This is a genomic window from Eubacteriales bacterium (assembly GCA_041390245.1).
Lineage (GTDB): Bacteria > Bacillota > Clostridia > Christensenellales > JAWKQI01 > JAWKQI01.
The window spans coordinates 128,044-142,556 of record JAWKQI010000002.1 but is presented as its reverse complement, the minus strand read 5'-3'; the positions used below and the strand labels follow the sequence as shown (position 1 = coordinate 142,556).

14 protein-coding genes and 1 pseudogene are annotated in these 14,513 nt (G+C 38.5%); 12 read left to right on the top strand and 3 right to left on the bottom strand.

The annotated features are described in order from the left end of the window. Positions 1-126: 126 nt before the first annotated feature. Positions 127-705: a TetR/AcrR family transcriptional regulator C-terminal domain-containing protein gene (locus R2876_03780; protein ID MEZ4357733.1), complete on the bottom strand. Its 579-nt coding sequence runs from the start codon at positions 703-705 to the stop codon at positions 127-129. 282 nt (positions 706-987) lie between these two features. On the opposite strand from R2876_03780, the gene R2876_03775 reads away from it, so the two are divergent. Then, a complete protein-coding gene (locus tag R2876_03775; GenBank protein ID MEZ4357732.1) occupies positions 988-1,875 on the top strand; it encodes a hypothetical protein in 888 nt (295 codons plus the stop codon). A 7-nt stretch (positions 1,876-1,882) separates the two neighbouring features. Here R2876_03775 and R2876_03770 read toward each other — a convergent pair whose 3' ends face one another. Then, positions 1,883-2,707 carry a metallophosphoesterase gene (locus R2876_03770; protein MEZ4357731.1) on the bottom strand — a complete coding sequence of 275 codons (825 nt, stop codon included), beginning with the start codon at positions 2,705-2,707 and terminating at the stop codon, positions 1,883-1,885. A 231-nt stretch (positions 2,708-2,938) separates the two neighbouring features. Here R2876_03770 and R2876_03765 point away from each other — a divergent pair, with 231 nt between their 5' ends. From R2876_03765 to R2876_03720, 10 genes and pseudogenes are all read left to right on the top strand, one after another. Continuing rightward, on the top strand, positions 2,939-3,355 hold the full coding sequence (locus tag R2876_03765) for a CBS domain-containing protein (GenBank protein ID MEZ4357730.1): 417 nt from the start codon (positions 2,939-2,941) through the stop codon (positions 3,353-3,355). A gap of 264 nt (positions 3,356-3,619) precedes the next feature. After that, positions 3,620-3,928 (top strand): hypothetical protein, encoded by a 309-nt coding sequence (locus R2876_03760; GenBank protein ID MEZ4357729.1) that lies wholly within the window; start codon positions 3,620-3,622, stop codon positions 3,926-3,928. A gap of 3 nt (positions 3,929-3,931) precedes the next feature. Next, entirely contained in the window at positions 3,932-5,833 is a 1,902-nt protein-coding gene (locus R2876_03755; protein MEZ4357728.1) for a V-type ATP synthase subunit I, read from the top strand. Positions 5,834-5,858: 25 nt separating this feature from the next. After that, complete coding sequence (locus tag R2876_03750) at positions 5,859-6,341, top strand: V-type ATP synthase subunit K (protein MEZ4357727.1); 483 nt, start codon at positions 5,859-5,861, stop codon at positions 6,339-6,341. 21 nt (positions 6,342-6,362) lie between these two features. Further along, entirely contained in the window at positions 6,363-6,959 is a 597-nt protein-coding gene (locus R2876_03745) for a V-type ATP synthase subunit E family protein (protein MEZ4357726.1), read from the top strand. 9 nt (positions 6,960-6,968) lie between these two features. Then, positions 6,969-7,961 (top strand): V-type ATPase subunit, encoded by a 993-nt coding sequence (locus R2876_03740; protein MEZ4357725.1) that lies wholly within the window; start codon positions 6,969-6,971, stop codon positions 7,959-7,961. Positions 7,962-7,985: 24 nt separating this feature from the next. Further along, positions 7,986-8,312: a V-type ATP synthase subunit F gene (locus R2876_03735; protein MEZ4357724.1), complete on the top strand. Its 327-nt coding sequence runs from the start codon at positions 7,986-7,988 to the stop codon at positions 8,310-8,312. 26 nt (positions 8,313-8,338) lie between these two features. Beyond that, on the top strand, positions 8,339-10,111 hold the full coding sequence (locus R2876_03730; GenBank protein ID MEZ4357723.1) for a V-type ATP synthase subunit A: 1,773 nt from the start codon (positions 8,339-8,341) through the stop codon (positions 10,109-10,111). Beyond that, a pseudogene (locus R2876_03725) lies at positions 10,104-11,485 on the top strand (V-type ATP synthase subunit B). The gene R2876_03730 and the pseudogene R2876_03725 overlap by 8 nt, the downstream one beginning before the upstream one ends. A gap of 4 nt (positions 11,486-11,489) precedes the next feature. Beyond that, positions 11,490-12,122: a V-type ATP synthase subunit D gene (locus R2876_03720; GenBank protein ID MEZ4357722.1), complete on the top strand. Its 633-nt coding sequence runs from the start codon at positions 11,490-11,492 to the stop codon at positions 12,120-12,122. Between the two features lie 39 nt (positions 12,123-12,161). Here the strand turns inward: R2876_03720 and R2876_03715 are convergent, their stop codons facing one another. Further along, entirely contained in the window at positions 12,162-12,644 is a 483-nt protein-coding gene (locus tag R2876_03715) for a flavodoxin (protein ID MEZ4357721.1), read from the bottom strand. 247 nt (positions 12,645-12,891) lie between these two features. Between R2876_03715 and R2876_03710 the strand changes: the two genes are divergently transcribed. Further along, positions 12,892-14,502: a zinc ribbon domain-containing protein gene (locus R2876_03710; GenBank protein ID MEZ4357720.1), complete on the top strand. Its 1,611-nt coding sequence runs from the start codon at positions 12,892-12,894 to the stop codon at positions 14,500-14,502. Positions 14,503-14,513: the final 11 nt, after the last annotated feature.

Here is a 14,513-nt window from a genome sequence, read left to right as displayed (position 1 = left end):
GGAAGTTCATAAAAATTTAAAATTTATAAAATAAAATTTTAAAAATAAGAAATGCAATTACGGAATATTTTGTAAATAAAAAAAGCCACAGAAGACACTGCGGCTTTTTAGCAGATAGTTTTGTTATTACGGTATAAAATATCCTGACAGGCCATTATAAAGTAATGTAGAACACATTTGAGCCATTTCTTGTGTTGATTCCTGCATGCCGTCTTTTAACCATTTTTCCATGACGCTTAAAGCACCTGTAATAGTGAAAAGTTGCAGATATTCAGAAATTCTTTTATCTAAATTTTCCATAGTTTTAAGTTCATTAATTGTTTTTTGCTGTGCAAGGAGCATAATATCTTTTTGAAAGTTAAAATCACCATTTTCGCTTAGCAAAACTTTTAATAACTTCGAGTTTTCCTTCGCATACTCCAATATATGTGACATTGCCTGTACAGTTAATTGAGATTGTTCAGAAAAAGCACTTTGTGATATATATTCTGAGATTTCAGAAATAACATCGCATTGAATCTGACGCAGCAGGTCGTATGTATCAGTATAGTGCGCATAAAATGTGCTTCTGTTGATATCGGCAGCTTCGCACAACATTTTTACTGATATTCTGGAAATTGGCTGTTCCTGCATCAGTTCAACCAGGCTTTCTTTAATTAGCTGTTTTGTTAATTTAACACGGCGGTCTGTCTTTTCTGTTTTCATATATTGTTCACCTTCAATAAACTTTTTTATAACTATAAAATTGTTCGATGTGATAATTATAATCCAATGTTGAACATAACGCAACATGGTGTTGGAATTTTGAGAAAAAGGCAGGGAATCGAATATAATTATTTTCGATTGAATATTTTTACTAACATTTAAAAAAATTACATTTTTTCTAAAAAATAGCGTAGTTTACAAGGCTTTTTTTTGATATACTTAAAATATGAGGTAATACTTGCATATTAAATTCTAAAAATGAATTAAACAGGAGGTATTATTATGAGACGGTTTCTTTTTATTTTGTCATCTTTGTTTACTATACTTGCTTTGTCAGCATGCAGTTATCAATTGCAATTTCCAGTATACACTGAACAAATAACTCCAACCTATACGCAACAAACTGCTGCACAGGAATATGTTACCGATCAGCAAACGACTTTAGATTTTACTTTTGGCCAGCGCACCGGTACATATACGGGAAGTATTTCAAACGGATTACCAAATGGATACGGATCGTTTTATTGTATGAAATCAGACGATTCAAACTGGACTTATGAAGGTTACTGGGTTAACGGGCACTTAAGCGGCCAAGGAAAGACAACGTGGGACGATGGATTTGTTGAAACAGGGCTTTATCAAAATGATGCGTTGAACGGAGAAGGCAAGGAGTATTTTAAGGATGTTCTTCAGTATGAAGGATATTACGAAGACGGTACTTTTAACGGGCAGGGTACGTTATATGATTATCATGGCAAAGTAATATTTAGCGGTAATTTTGAGGATGGGTTTATTCAGGAAACCTTCGATCAGCGTTATGAGAGATTATATTCTTTTAAATATGAAAGCATAGAAGCATCTTATCCTGATATTTATAACAGTGCATTATATGAGAACAATTTACAGGTAAAAGTATCCGGAACGGTATTTTATGTTTATGAGTATTGGGAAGACGAAGAATACTATTGTAATTTTTTAATATACGATCAAGGCGTAGAGGATTCAAACAGGATAATTAGCGTTAGCTATTGGATGAGCAAAGGCGAATCTAAAGTATATGAAGGGCAGTATGTCAGCGTTTGGGGAAGTACAGCATATCTTTATTCATATACATCTGTAAGTGAAGAATATCTGACTGTACCTTTGATATATGCATGGTCTGTAGAATAAAAAGAGGTTATTGATTATCTTTTTTAAAGGTTACAACAACCAAGTCCGGATAGTTAAAAACCCTTAGCGGGAAGAGGCTATTTCCAAGCCCCCGGCTAATTACCAATGAAGTGGTTGCATCTTTTTTAAGGCCGCTTGTATATTTTGGGAAAACACCTTGATGTGGCGAAAACAACCCGCCTATAAACGGCAGGCGCATTTGGCCTCCATGTGCATGCCCTGAAAAAACGAGGTCAACTTTGAGCTTTGAATATAGTGGCAATTTTTCTGGCCTATGAGATAAAAGGATTTTAAAACCGCCACCTGATTTATCTACTATAGCCTTTAAGTTGTTCTCAAAAATTTCATCTGAAGAAAATCTAGGGTCTTTTACGCCGAGCAGGCATAAAGCATCTTTATTTCTTTCAATAAAGGTGTAAGTATCATCAAGTACCGTAACATTTACTTCTTTAAGTCTTTTTTTAAGTTCTAAATATACATTAGATTTTTTTTCGTGATTGCCGGCAGCAAAATACACCGGCGCAATTTTAACTGCCTCTAATACATATGCCATCGCCGCATCTATATTAAGCTTATGCCTGGCGTCTATTAAATCTCCTGTTATAAAGATTATGTCGGGAGAAATTTCATGTGTCTTTTTAAGCAGCCTTGTTTGGCCCTTGCCAAAGGTTTTATTATGTAGGTCTGATAAATGGAGCATTTTAAACCCGTTAAACCCTGCAGGCAGTTTATAGTTTTTATATTCGACCCGTGTAATAACGAGACGGTTGTTTTGCCACCAACAGAATAATGCTATTAGCAAAATAGCTATGGCAATAATTGCAATTATCATTTTAAATCTACCGTTTAAAAATTATTTAATATTTATAATATAGTAAAATAGATATGTTGGTCAATGTTTATATAAGCTGCATGCTATAAAAAGATTTCATAAGTAAATATAATTTGATATAATAATGATAAAGGTGCCGGCATTTTTAGCTTGGCAAAATATGATTTTTAATCATAAAATAAACTAGAAAAATATTTAAAAATCAATGATGCGCAGGAAGAAAGGAGCGCCATGAACATATTGTTTTTTTTGAGACCAAAGAGCAACATTGCTTACATATACGAACACGATACTTTAAGACAGGCATTAGAAAAGGTAAGATACCACGGTTATACCGCTATACCTGTTATAAGTGATGATGGTAAATACGTAGGTACGCTAAGCGAAGGGGACCTTCTTTGGGCAATACTTGATCACTGTGCTTTTGACAACCGTATAAGGGAACAGTTCTGCGTGAAAGACATATTAAAAGGGAGGCAATATTCACCTGTAAATGTAAACTCAGCTATAGAAGACTTATTGCTTGCAGCTATGAACCAGAATTTTATTCCAGTGACAGACGACCGGGACCTTTTCATAGGTATAGTAACGAGAAAAGACATAATGCAGCATTACTATGACGTAATGAACAAAGCGATAAAAGTGTGAATGTTTATCAATTTTTAATAGTTTAAAAACCGCTTCTTTTAATAAAGCGGTTTTTATTTTACAAAGATATGTATGAGTTTTTCAGTAAGTATTAAATTACGTTGTATTTTTTGATGATATATATTATTATATCTTTATATTGAGGTTTATATATAATATCTTATATATGATATGATTTTTATTTAAAGATCAGGCTATTTATATCAAAGTTTTATTACTAATATTATCAACCGTCATTATAAAAATTTAATCGGAGGGTTAAGCATGGCTTTAGAGGTTATTACGGCGATAAAAGATGCAGAATCTAAGGCAGAAGAAATAAAAAAGCAGGCGGCAGTAAAAGGCAAAGAACTGTTAAAGCTTACCGAAAAACAATTAAAAGAATATTCCGATGCAGAAATTTCAAAAGCAAGGAAAGAGGCTACTAAAATAATTTCTTCTTTTGAAAACGAGGCCGAACAAGAAAAACTTAAAATGAGAATACAAATGGATAAAGCCATTGAGCAAATAAAAAAAGATACTGACAGTAATATGGACTCGGCAATAAATTACATCTTAGGGAGGATCGTTTAATATATGGCTGTTGCTGAAATGAAGAAGATGACTCTAATTGCACTTAAGAAAAACCATAGAGAAATCTTAAAATCGTTACAGCTGATGGGTAACGTACACATAATTGAAGAAAAAGTCGATGAAGATCTTACTAGTGTAGGATATGACAGAGTATCTGAGATAGAGCAAGAGCTTACAGAAGTACGCAGTGCTATATCATTTATAAGCAAGTACGACAAATCAAAAAAAAGCATTATCAAGGCAAAACCTGCCATTACAGTTGACAAATTAGACAGTTTCATTTCCAATGAACCAGAAGTTAAAAATATAATTGCCAGTATTAAGGCAATCGACGACAGATTGCTTAATTTACGTGCAAATAGGGCAAGGTTAATGAATAAAATAAACGCTTTAAAGCTGTATATTTCATTGGATGCGCCTATGGGATCTATTAAAGAAACCGCCTCTACGAAAATGTATTTAGGAGTTATAAACACCTCTTCACGTAATTTAATCGAAGATATTTTAAATAAATATGATGGGCTGGTTCAAATAGAAGTGCTAGACAATGATTTTGAACATACATCTATTTTTGCTGTTGCACATAAAAGCGTTTCCGATAGCTTTTTAAGCGATTTAAAAACAGCATATTTCAGTGAGTTTTATACTCAAGGCTACATAAAAACACCTGTTAATATAATCAATGAATTTGAAAACGAGGCTGCTAAGCTTAATGATGCTATAGTAAAGACTGAAGAGGAGACGGTTCCGTTTATCGAAGAAATAGATTCTTTAAAGTGTATGGAAGATTATTATTTGGCTGAGCTAGACCGTGCAAAAGCTGTCAATTCTTTGTCTGGAACGGCAAAAACATTTGTCTTGCAGGGCTGGGTTATTAAAGGCAATGAGAAAAAGGTAGAGGAATCTTTAGCAAAAATAACAGGGCAATATTATATAGACTTTAAAGACCCGGAAGACGGTGAAAACTATCCTGTGGCGCTTGTAAACAGCAAGCTGATCCGCCCGTTCGAGGCGGTTCTTGAGATGTATTCACTTCCTGCACCGGGTGCACTTGACCCAACTGCGCTTTTAGCGCCTTTTTATTTCATATTTTATGGAATGATGGTTTCAGATGCTGGATACGGCATTGTACTGTCCATATTGGCAATAGTGCTTCAAAGGATGATGAAACCTGCGGGAATGTTTAAAAAGATACTTGGTATTATAACTATGACGGGTATATCGACATTCATATGGGGTGCGCTTTACGGAGGGTGGTTCGGGTTTTCCTTGCCGGCTTTATGGTTTAACCCGATACAAGAACCGATGACGATGCTGGTACTCTGCCTTGCTCTTGGGATGCTTCATGTGTCTACAGGGCTTATTACCGGTGCGGTTATATCTTTTAAACGCGGGCGATGGGCAGATGCCGTATGCGATAAGATATTCTGGCTATTTTTGATATGGGGGCTGCCTATGCTGGCCTTTGGAGGGCTGATTTCATTAGTAGGGAAATACATGGCTTTGTCCGGTGCCGTTGGTATAGTTTTGACAAACGGACGAAGAAATAAGGGCATACTTAAAAAGTTTTTTGGAGGCCTTGCCTCACTTTATAATGTGTCCGGATATTTAAGCGACGTACTGTCTTACAGCCGTATTTTCGGTATGGGGCTTGCAACCGGAGTAATAGCTATGGTCTTTAATACTATAGCGGGGCTGCTGATGGGGCAATGGTATCTATATATATTAGCCGCAGCAGTATTTTTAGTAGGGCATTCTTTCAATATAGGTATAAATGCGCTTGGCGCTTATGTACATTCATGCAGGCTCATGTATATAGAATTTTTCTCGAAGTTTTATGAAGACGGCGGAAAGCCATATAAGCCGCTTGCTTTTAGAATAAAAAATTATAGGCTAAATAATTAGCATATTAATACGGGGATTATAAAGAATGGAAATTCAATTAGGACAAGTTATTGCTTTTATTGGAGCAGCAATCGCTGCCGGGCTTGCCGGAATAGGCTCTGCAATCGGCGTTGGGATTGCTGGCGAATCTTTGGCAGGGTTAACATCTGAAGAACCGGAAAAGTTCGGTAAGGGCCTTGTGCTTCAGCTACTTCCAGGTACGCAGGGTATTTATGGGCTTTTAGTGGCTTTCATGATAGTTATGAAAGTAGGCTTACTTAGCGGTACTTTAATCGACATTACTCCAACTCAAGGGTTTTTACTCTTTGCAGGAGCGCTGCCTATAGGTATCGTTGGTCTATTTAGTGCTATCGCACAGGGTAAGACGGTAATAGCCGGTATTATTCTTTTAGGTAAAAGAGAAGAAGAGCAGGGCAAGGCGATCACAATGAGTATCATGGTCGAGACATACGCAGTTTTATCACTTCTTATATCTATGCTGATAATATTGCTTGTGCAGGTTGGTTGATAAGATTTGGAGTGTATTAAATTGACTGGAGCCGATAAAATTATTTCAAGCATTATAGAGGAAGCCGAAAAAGAAGCTAAAGATATTTTAGCGGAGGCAACTCTTAAGGCTGAAGAATTAAAAAAAGAATCGAACAGGGAATCAGGCCACAAAGCAAAAGAGATTTTGAAAGAAGCTAAGAAAACCGGCGAAGAAAGCAAAAGGCGTATACTTGCAGTTTACGGACTGGAACTTAAAAAAGAGCTTTTGGCAGCAAAGAGGAGTATGCTAAACGAGGCATATGATAAAGCGTTTCAAAGACTTTTGCATTTAAGTAAAGAAGAATACTTAGAGCTTATGAAAAAACTTCTTTTGAAAACGGTAACCACAGGGGACGAAAGCGTTATATTATCTAAAGAAGAATGTTATATCAACAGGGAATTTTTAGATACTGTCAATGATGAGCTTAATTTAAGCGGCAAAGAAGGGAAACTAAAATTAAGTGGAGAAAAAGCGGAATTAAAAGGCGGTTTCATACTTAAAAGCAAAGACCTTAGCATAGACTGTTCGCTTGAAACGCTTATAAAAGAACTGCGCGATAAAACAGAATCGCTATTAGCGCAGATTCTATTTGGTTGAGGTATAAAAATGACATATAAAAGTTACCCTTTTGCCTGTGCAAGTTTAAAGGTAAAGGAAACTAAACTCTTAACTAAAGAAAAACTTATGCGTATTGCCGAAACCAACAGTGCGGACGAAGCATATAAAGCCTTAGCTGATACTGGATATGGACTCGGAGAAACGTCATCTAACTTCGAAGCCCTTATTAGAAAAGAGCTTAGAGATGCTTACGAATATACAGCTAAAATAGCACCGGACGAAAAGGCGTTTAGCTTATATCTTTTAAAGACGGATTACCATAATCTAAAGATACTGTTAAAACTTTTATTAAAAAAAGAGCCGCTTTCAAGCAAAGCTTTAAGGCAAAACGGTACGATACCGACAGAAATTTTAAAAACTGCAATTACAGGTAAAAAATATAACAGCCTGCCTGTGGAAATGAAAGAAGCGCTGCTTTTGCTAGACCGGCAGTTTTCCGTAAAAGAAGACGTATCATTGATAGGGTTATATTTAGATGCGGCCTATGCTACTCAGCTTTTGCGCATAGTTAAAGACGTAAAAGAAGATTTTATTAAGGAATATATAACAGCATATATAGATTTTACAAATGTGCTTTCATATATACGCCTCCGTATATTAAATTCAGGCAAAGATATGCTTTTCAAGGTATTGATAAAAGGCGGAAAAATTGGCGAAAAGATGTTTCTAGATCTCTTTAACACTGATTGGGATTCTGTAGCCGGTTATTTAGCGCGGCAAGGCTATGAGAAGCCTCTAAAAACAGCTTTTGAAGAATTTAAGAAGAGCGGTTCACTTTACGCATTTGAAAAAGCAAGGGACGATTACCTTTTAAATATTATAAAGGAACATAAAAACGATGTGTTTTCTATTGCGCCGTCTATATCTTATATATTGGCAAAAGAGCGTGAAGCGGATAATATCCGTATTATTATGACGGCAAAGTTAAATGGAAAAGACAAGAGCTTTGTATTTGACAGAATAAAAGAAATGTATTCATAAATATTGATTTAAGGAAGAATTTAAATGGCTAAGATCGGTGTAATAGGAGATGCGGACAGTGTAATGGGCTTCAAAACGCTGGGCATTGATACATATAGCGCAACAGCGGGAGAGGCCCCCCAGCTTATACACAAGCTGGCAAGGGAAAAGTATGCAGTTATATTTATTACTGAGAGAACTGCTAAGAATGCAAAAGAAGCTATAGATAGATATAAGAATGTAGCTTATCCGGCTATCATACCCATACCCGGCAATTACGGAACGACAGGATTTGGAATGGCAAAGTTAAAATCAAATGCAGAAAAGGCCATTGGTATGGACATTCTTTTTTCAAATAAAGAAGGCAAATAGATTTTAGGAAAGTAGGAGCAATTCTTATGGAAGGATCGATTATAAAAGTTTCGGGGCCGCTTATTATAGCAAAAGGAATGGGCGAAGCTGAAATGTATGATGTGGTAAGAGTCAGTGAGAAACGTCTCATTGGAGAAATAATAGAGTTAAGAGGCGACAGGGCTTCTATACAGGTTTATGAAGAGACAAGCGGGCTGGGGCCTGGAGAACCGGTATATTCAACTGGTTACCCATTGTCGGTAGAACTTGGACCTGGGCTTTTAGAATCTATCTTCGACGGGATACAGCGCCCGTTAGATAAGATACGTGCTGAGTCTGGTGACAGGATTGAAAGAGGCGTTAACATACATGCGCTAGACAGGGAAAGAAAATGGCAGTTTCATCCTATTGCCAAGGTAGGCGCTGAGCTGTCGATGGGGGACATACTTGGCTATGTACAGGAGACGACGATAGTCAAGCACATGGTGATGGTACCACATAAGGTAGAAGGCACTCTTGAATGGATTTTTGATGGTGAAGCTACTATAAAGGATACGGTAGCAAAGATACGCAGACCAGACGGCAGTTTAAAAGAGATAATCATGCTGCAAAAGTGGCCGGTACGACGGGGACGCCCGTATAAGGAAAAGATGCCGCCTTCAGAGCCTATGGTCACGGGGCAGAGGGTAATAGATACCTTTTTCCCGGTAGCAAAGGGAGGCGTAGCTGCTATCCCTGGGCCTTTTGGGAGCGGCAAAACAGTTGTCCAGCATCAGCTTTCAAAATGGGCGGATGCCGATATAATCGTATATATAGGCTGCGGCGAACGCGGCAATGAAATGACGGATGTTTTAATGGAGTTCCCGGAATTAAAGGACCCGCGTTCCGGCGAACCGCTGATGAAGCGTACAGTGCTAATTGCAAATACTTCTGACATGCCGGTTGCAGCACGTGAGGCCTCTATCTATACTGGGATTACTATTGCGGAATATTTCCGCGATATGGGTTATAAAGTGGCGATAATGGCAGATTCCACTTCACGCTGGGCAGAGGCTTTGCGCGAGATGTCCGGAAGGCTGGAGGAGATGCCGGGTGAAGAGGGGTACCCCGCGTATTTATCTTCACGTTTAGCAGAGTTTTATGAGCGTGCCGGGATAGTAAACTGCTTAGGCAGTGACGGGAGAACGGGTGCAATCACGGCCATCGGTGCGGTTTCACCCCCGGGAGGCGATTTATCCGAACCGGTAACACAGTCTACACTGCGTATAGTAAAAGTCTTTTGGGGCTTAAGCGCACAGCTTGCCTATAGAAGGCATTTCCCTGCAATAGACTGGCTTTTATCGTATTCGCTTTATGGAGACAGGCTGTCTTATTGGTTTGATAAAAACGTAGATAATAACAGCACGGAAAATAAGAGAGATGCGCTAAGGCTATTACAGGAAGAATCGGAATTAGAAGAAATAGTCCGCCTTGTCGGTGTGGACGCGCTTTCAGTATATGACAGGCTTAAATTAGAGTCTGCACGTTCGATTCGCGAGGATTATTTGCAGCAGAATGCTTTTAATGAAGTAGATACATATACTTCACTTGGAAAACAGGACCTGATGCTTAAAATAATTCTTAGATATTTTAAACTTTCAAACAAGGCACTGAATGAGGGCGCGGAGTTTTCTGATTTAAGCAAGCTGCCTGTCCGTGAAGCGATAGGGCGTATGAAGTATGTTGAAGAAGACAAATTCAAGGCAAAATACGATGAAGTAAGCAAGCAGCTTGATGATGAAATAAATGCGCTTATTAAAGGAGGCGACGAAGATGCTTAAAGAGTATAGCACTATACGCGAGGTAGTCGGGCCTCTTATGTTGGTAGAAGGCGTTGAGGGCGTAAAGTATAACGAGCTGGTGGAAGTAGTAGAGCCATCCGGTGCTATACGCCGTGGCAAGGTCCTAGAAATTAATCAAGATAAAGCGTTAGTCCAGCTTTTTGAAAGCTCTCAGGGGCTTAAGATATCTAGTTCGAAGGCACGCTTTTGGGGCGTGGCATAGAGCTTGCAGTATCGTATGACATGCTTGGCCGTGTTTTTGATGGCATGGGGACCCCGAAAGACGGGGGACCGGCTGTAATACCAGAAAAACGGCTTGATATAAACGGCCAGCCGATCAATCCGACTTCACGTGATTACCCTTCGGAATTCATACAGACGGGCATATCTGCAATAGACGGTTTAAATACTCTTGTCCGTGGGCAAAAACTGCCTATTTTTTCCGGCTCCGGTCTGCCGCATGCGCAGCTTGCAGCGCAGATAGCAAGGCAATCTAAGGTAATAGGCGGAGAAGCTAATTTTGCCGTTGTATTTGCTGCCATTGGCATAACTTTTGAAGAGGCAGATTTCTTCGTTTCAGAATTTAAAAGAACAGGAGCAATAGACAGGACGGTGTTGTTTATAAACCTGGCTAACGATCCTGCGATTGAACGTATAACCACGCCGCGTATGGCATTGACTGCGGCTGAATACTTGGCATATGAAAAGGATATGCACGTTTTGGTAATTTTAACAGATATAACGAATTACGCAGAAGCGCTGCGTGAAGTATCGGCTGCAAGAAAGGAAGTCCCGGGCAGACGAGGTTATCCCGGATACCTTTATACAGACTTAGCTACCATGTATGAACGTGCAGGAAGGATAAAAGGCTTAAAAGGGTCTATCACACAGATACCTATCCTGACTATGCCGGAAGACGACAAAACACATCCGATACCGGATTTAACAGGTTATATAACAGAAGGCCAGATAATACTCTCGCGTGAACTTTTGCGCAAAGGAGTGACCCCACCGATAGACGTTTTACCTTCTCTTTCGCGCCTTAAAGATAAAGGCATAGGCAAGGGCAAAACGAGGGAAGACCATGCGGATACCATGAACCAGCTTTTCGCGGCATATGCAAGGGGGGCAGAAGCAAAAGAACTGTCAATAATACTAGGCGAAGCGGCATTATCTGATAACGACAAGCTATATGCTAAATTTGCCGATGCATTTGAGGCTGAATATGTTTCGCAGGGATACGAAACAGACCGCACGATAGAAGAAACTCTTGATTTGGGCTGGGAGCTTTTAAGTATCTTGCCTAAATCTGAATTAAAGCGAATAAGAGACGAATATATAGAAAAATACTTGGGCGAAAAAGTAGAGGAATAAAGCTATGGCACTGCTTCGGGTTAACCCTACGCGTATGGAGCTTACACGCTTAAAAAAGCGTTTAAAAGTCGCCGTGCGCGGGCATAAGCTTTTAAAAGACAAACGTGACGAAATGGTCCGCCAATTTATTGAGCTTGTAAAAGAAAATAAGCGCCTTCGTGAAGAGACGGAGGAGATTTTAATAAGAGCACTCAACGCATTTTTAAAGGCGCGCCTTGCTATGGCACCTGAAGAGATGGAGGAAGCGCTTATGTTTCCTGCACGTGAAATAACGGTAAAGGCAGGCAAGAAAAATATAATGAGTATAGATGTGCCGAGAATTACTTTTGAAGAGGTATCCAGAAGCGACGCATTTTTGCCTTACGGGTTTTTAAGCACGTCCGGCGAACTCGATACTTCAATCGTAGCACTTAAAGACGCTTTGCCGAACATGTTGAAACTAGCAGGTATTGAAAAGACATGCGATATGCTGGCAGATGAAATAGAGAAAACCAGGAGGCGTGTAAACGCTCTTGAGTATGTATTGATTCCACAGCTTGAAGAGACTATCAAATATATAGTTATGAAACTCGATGAAAACGAACGCGGGAATTTGACAAGGCTAATGAAGATGAAAGAAATGCTTCATGGCGAGTAAAAAAAGGCAGAGGTTCCTGCCTTTTTTATTTTTATAAATTTAAAACTTTAAGCCTTTGGCCCAATCGGCTGCCTTTTTAGCATTAGTATCTTTATCATTTGTAAGCGGGTCCATAAAATCTATTTCCCCGATAAATTGGTTGCCGTCAAGCGCTTCTTTAAACATCTTGAAGCATTTTTTAGTGCTGCCTCCGCCTTGGCAGGCAAACAATGCGATTTTTTTGCCGAAGAAGTTATATTCCTTTAGAAATGTATTATACGGTGCGGCATAGGTGCCGGCCCAAATCGGTGTTCCTATTATAACGTTATCGTATAGGCCTAAATCTACTTTATCGTTGATGAGCACCGGCTTCTCTTTAAATACAACGCTTTTACCGCCCCAAAAGTATTTTTTAAACCCGGTGGAAGGGTATTCCTTTTTCGTTTTTAATTCCAGTATGTCTGCATTAAGTTCTTTTGCAATTATTTTAGAAATAAATCTTGTATTTCCTTCTAACGAATAAAATATCACTAATGTTTTCATATAATTCTCCTATTAAATAAAGTATAGACTTTAAAATATATATATTCAAGAATTATTTATCAATAGTTTTGTTGCCGAAAAGTGCTAATTAAGTAAAAGCTGTTAAAATTATAAAAAAATTGTTTAAAGTATAATATGATTTGTAAAAATATAGACTTTTTTCTAATAATTTGTTATTATATTTTTATTTACAGTTCAAATCATCTTAATTATCAAATGGAAATTTAATATATATCTGGGAGGGCTCATGTATTGTAAAAATTGTGGGGCAAAAATTTCTGATAACAGCAGTTTTTGTTCTAGCTGCGGTACTAATTTAAATGATTCCGCTGTATCTTTTAAAAATAAAGAACCGGAAAAACATAAAAATAACAGCAAAAAGCTGCTTATTGGTATACTAGCCAGCTTTACGGCATTCATCGTTATAGCTGTTTCTGTAATCCTATTGCTCCCAAAGGGACCGGACAGTAGTATGCTCTCTGAGACACTGCAGCAAGAGACAATATCGCTTACCGATACTTATTATGATGCGCAGATTTTGACATATAAGGTACTAAATGTTGATAATACGCAGATAGATTATGATACTTGGTACCGTGGTATGGAAAAAGCATGCTCACTTTGGCAACAGCTCGACGAGCAATGTACTAAATTAGATTTAATATGTAACGATGTAATTGAAAACACATCATCGGGCACGCAGAACAATACGTTTCAAGATGCGGTAGGAAGCCTCTTTACATTAAGGGAGGCAAATGCATATACGAGAAATGAAATCAATGCGGTATTCGACGCTGCACCTGCCGGCCAGAGGATAAAAGCACTCGCAAATTTTTTAGGTACTGATGCTAAAACGGCGTACAGCGTATTAAAAAATACGCAGTCTGAAATAACAAAAGAGGCTTATGAGCAGGAAAGCTTTTACGAAAAGTGCGAGACAGCTGCTACAGTTATCAAAGATGCTGCAAAGGTTGGATTTATGGCAAGTACTATCGCGTATCAGGGAGGATTTGCCGCAACGTACAGCCTGCTAGAAGGTGCGGGTATTATCGCAGCGGGAGCCGACCTTTTTCTTGAGATTTATGAAGACGGTGCAACAATTGCATATGGAGAAGGCAATGATTATGCTGCGGTCGTTAAAGATTTGCGCAAAGGAAGCAAGCCTTTAGCCGCGATTTTCGGGTTAAGCAATTTAACCGGCAATGCTATTGAGCAGCTTGGATATTTATCAGATAGTACTTTGGCACTTTTCCAAAATGATGAGGTGCTTGGATTTAATATTAAAAATAAAAATCTTTCAAATGAAGAGCTTTATGGTATGGACTATGCTGATCTACAGTATTGGGCTAATGCTAACGGTATAGACTTGCAAACCACACCAAATGGATTCCCTAAATTGACCGCTGACGACGTTGCAGATGTTGACATAGATGTACCAGGCGCTTCTACAAAGCCTTCTGCCATAGTTTCACCGGAAGTTTCAGACGACGTTATAGCTGGCGATTTAAACCAGATCTTAATAGGCGTTTGGCAGGGTACGGATTACTGGGGCGACGGATATGGGGACGATGGGAGGTATATATCATACCATGTAGATAATCAAGGTGAGATTTCATATCTGACTTTTACAGAAAGCACAGCGTCATTCCAATATGTGAGAGAAGATACCGGAGAGAATGACGGTATGCCTACGGTTTTTCAATATACACTCGATGGGAATACAATAAACTTATATAGCGATGGTACACTTCAGTTTTGTGTCTATTATAATCCTTCAGACGGGAATATATATAATACAGATCCTGTGTATTTAACTACAAATGGCACTTACCGTTTATATGCTAAGATAAGCTCTTAGCAGTTTGAAAG

Bases quoted from the DNA above. Each gene is read 5' to 3' on its own strand.
- R2876_03780 (MEZ4357733.1), bottom strand. From the start codon at position 705: ATGAAAACAGAAAAGACAGACCGCCGTGTTAAATTAACAAAACAGCTA.
- R2876_03775 (MEZ4357732.1), top strand. From the start codon at position 988: ATGAGACGGTTTCTTTTTATTTTGTCATCTTTGTTTACTATACTTGCT.
- R2876_03770 (MEZ4357731.1), bottom strand. From the start codon at position 2,707: ATGATAATTGCAATTATTGCCATAGCTATTTTGCTAATAGCATTATTC.
- R2876_03765 (MEZ4357730.1), top strand. From the start codon at position 2,939: ATGAACATATTGTTTTTTTTGAGACCAAAGAGCAACATTGCTTACATA.
- R2876_03760 (MEZ4357729.1), top strand. From the start codon at position 3,620: ATGGCTTTAGAGGTTATTACGGCGATAAAAGATGCAGAATCTAAGGCA.
- R2876_03755 (MEZ4357728.1), top strand. From the start codon at position 3,932: ATGGCTGTTGCTGAAATGAAGAAGATGACTCTAATTGCACTTAAGAAA.
- R2876_03750 (MEZ4357727.1), top strand. From the start codon at position 5,859: ATGGAAATTCAATTAGGACAAGTTATTGCTTTTATTGGAGCAGCAATC.
- R2876_03740 (MEZ4357725.1), top strand. From the start codon at position 6,969: ATGACATATAAAAGTTACCCTTTTGCCTGTGCAAGTTTAAAGGTAAAG.
- R2876_03735 (MEZ4357724.1), top strand. From the start codon at position 7,986: ATGGCTAAGATCGGTGTAATAGGAGATGCGGACAGTGTAATGGGCTTC.
- R2876_03730 (MEZ4357723.1), top strand. From the start codon at position 8,339: ATGGAAGGATCGATTATAAAAGTTTCGGGGCCGCTTATTATAGCAAAA.
- R2876_03720 (MEZ4357722.1), top strand. From the start codon at position 11,490: ATGGCACTGCTTCGGGTTAACCCTACGCGTATGGAGCTTACACGCTTA.
- R2876_03715 (MEZ4357721.1), bottom strand. From the start codon at position 12,644: ATGAAAACATTAGTGATATTTTATTCGTTAGAAGGAAATACAAGATTT.
- R2876_03710 (MEZ4357720.1), top strand. From the start codon at position 12,892: ATGTATTGTAAAAATTGTGGGGCAAAAATTTCTGATAACAGCAGTTTT.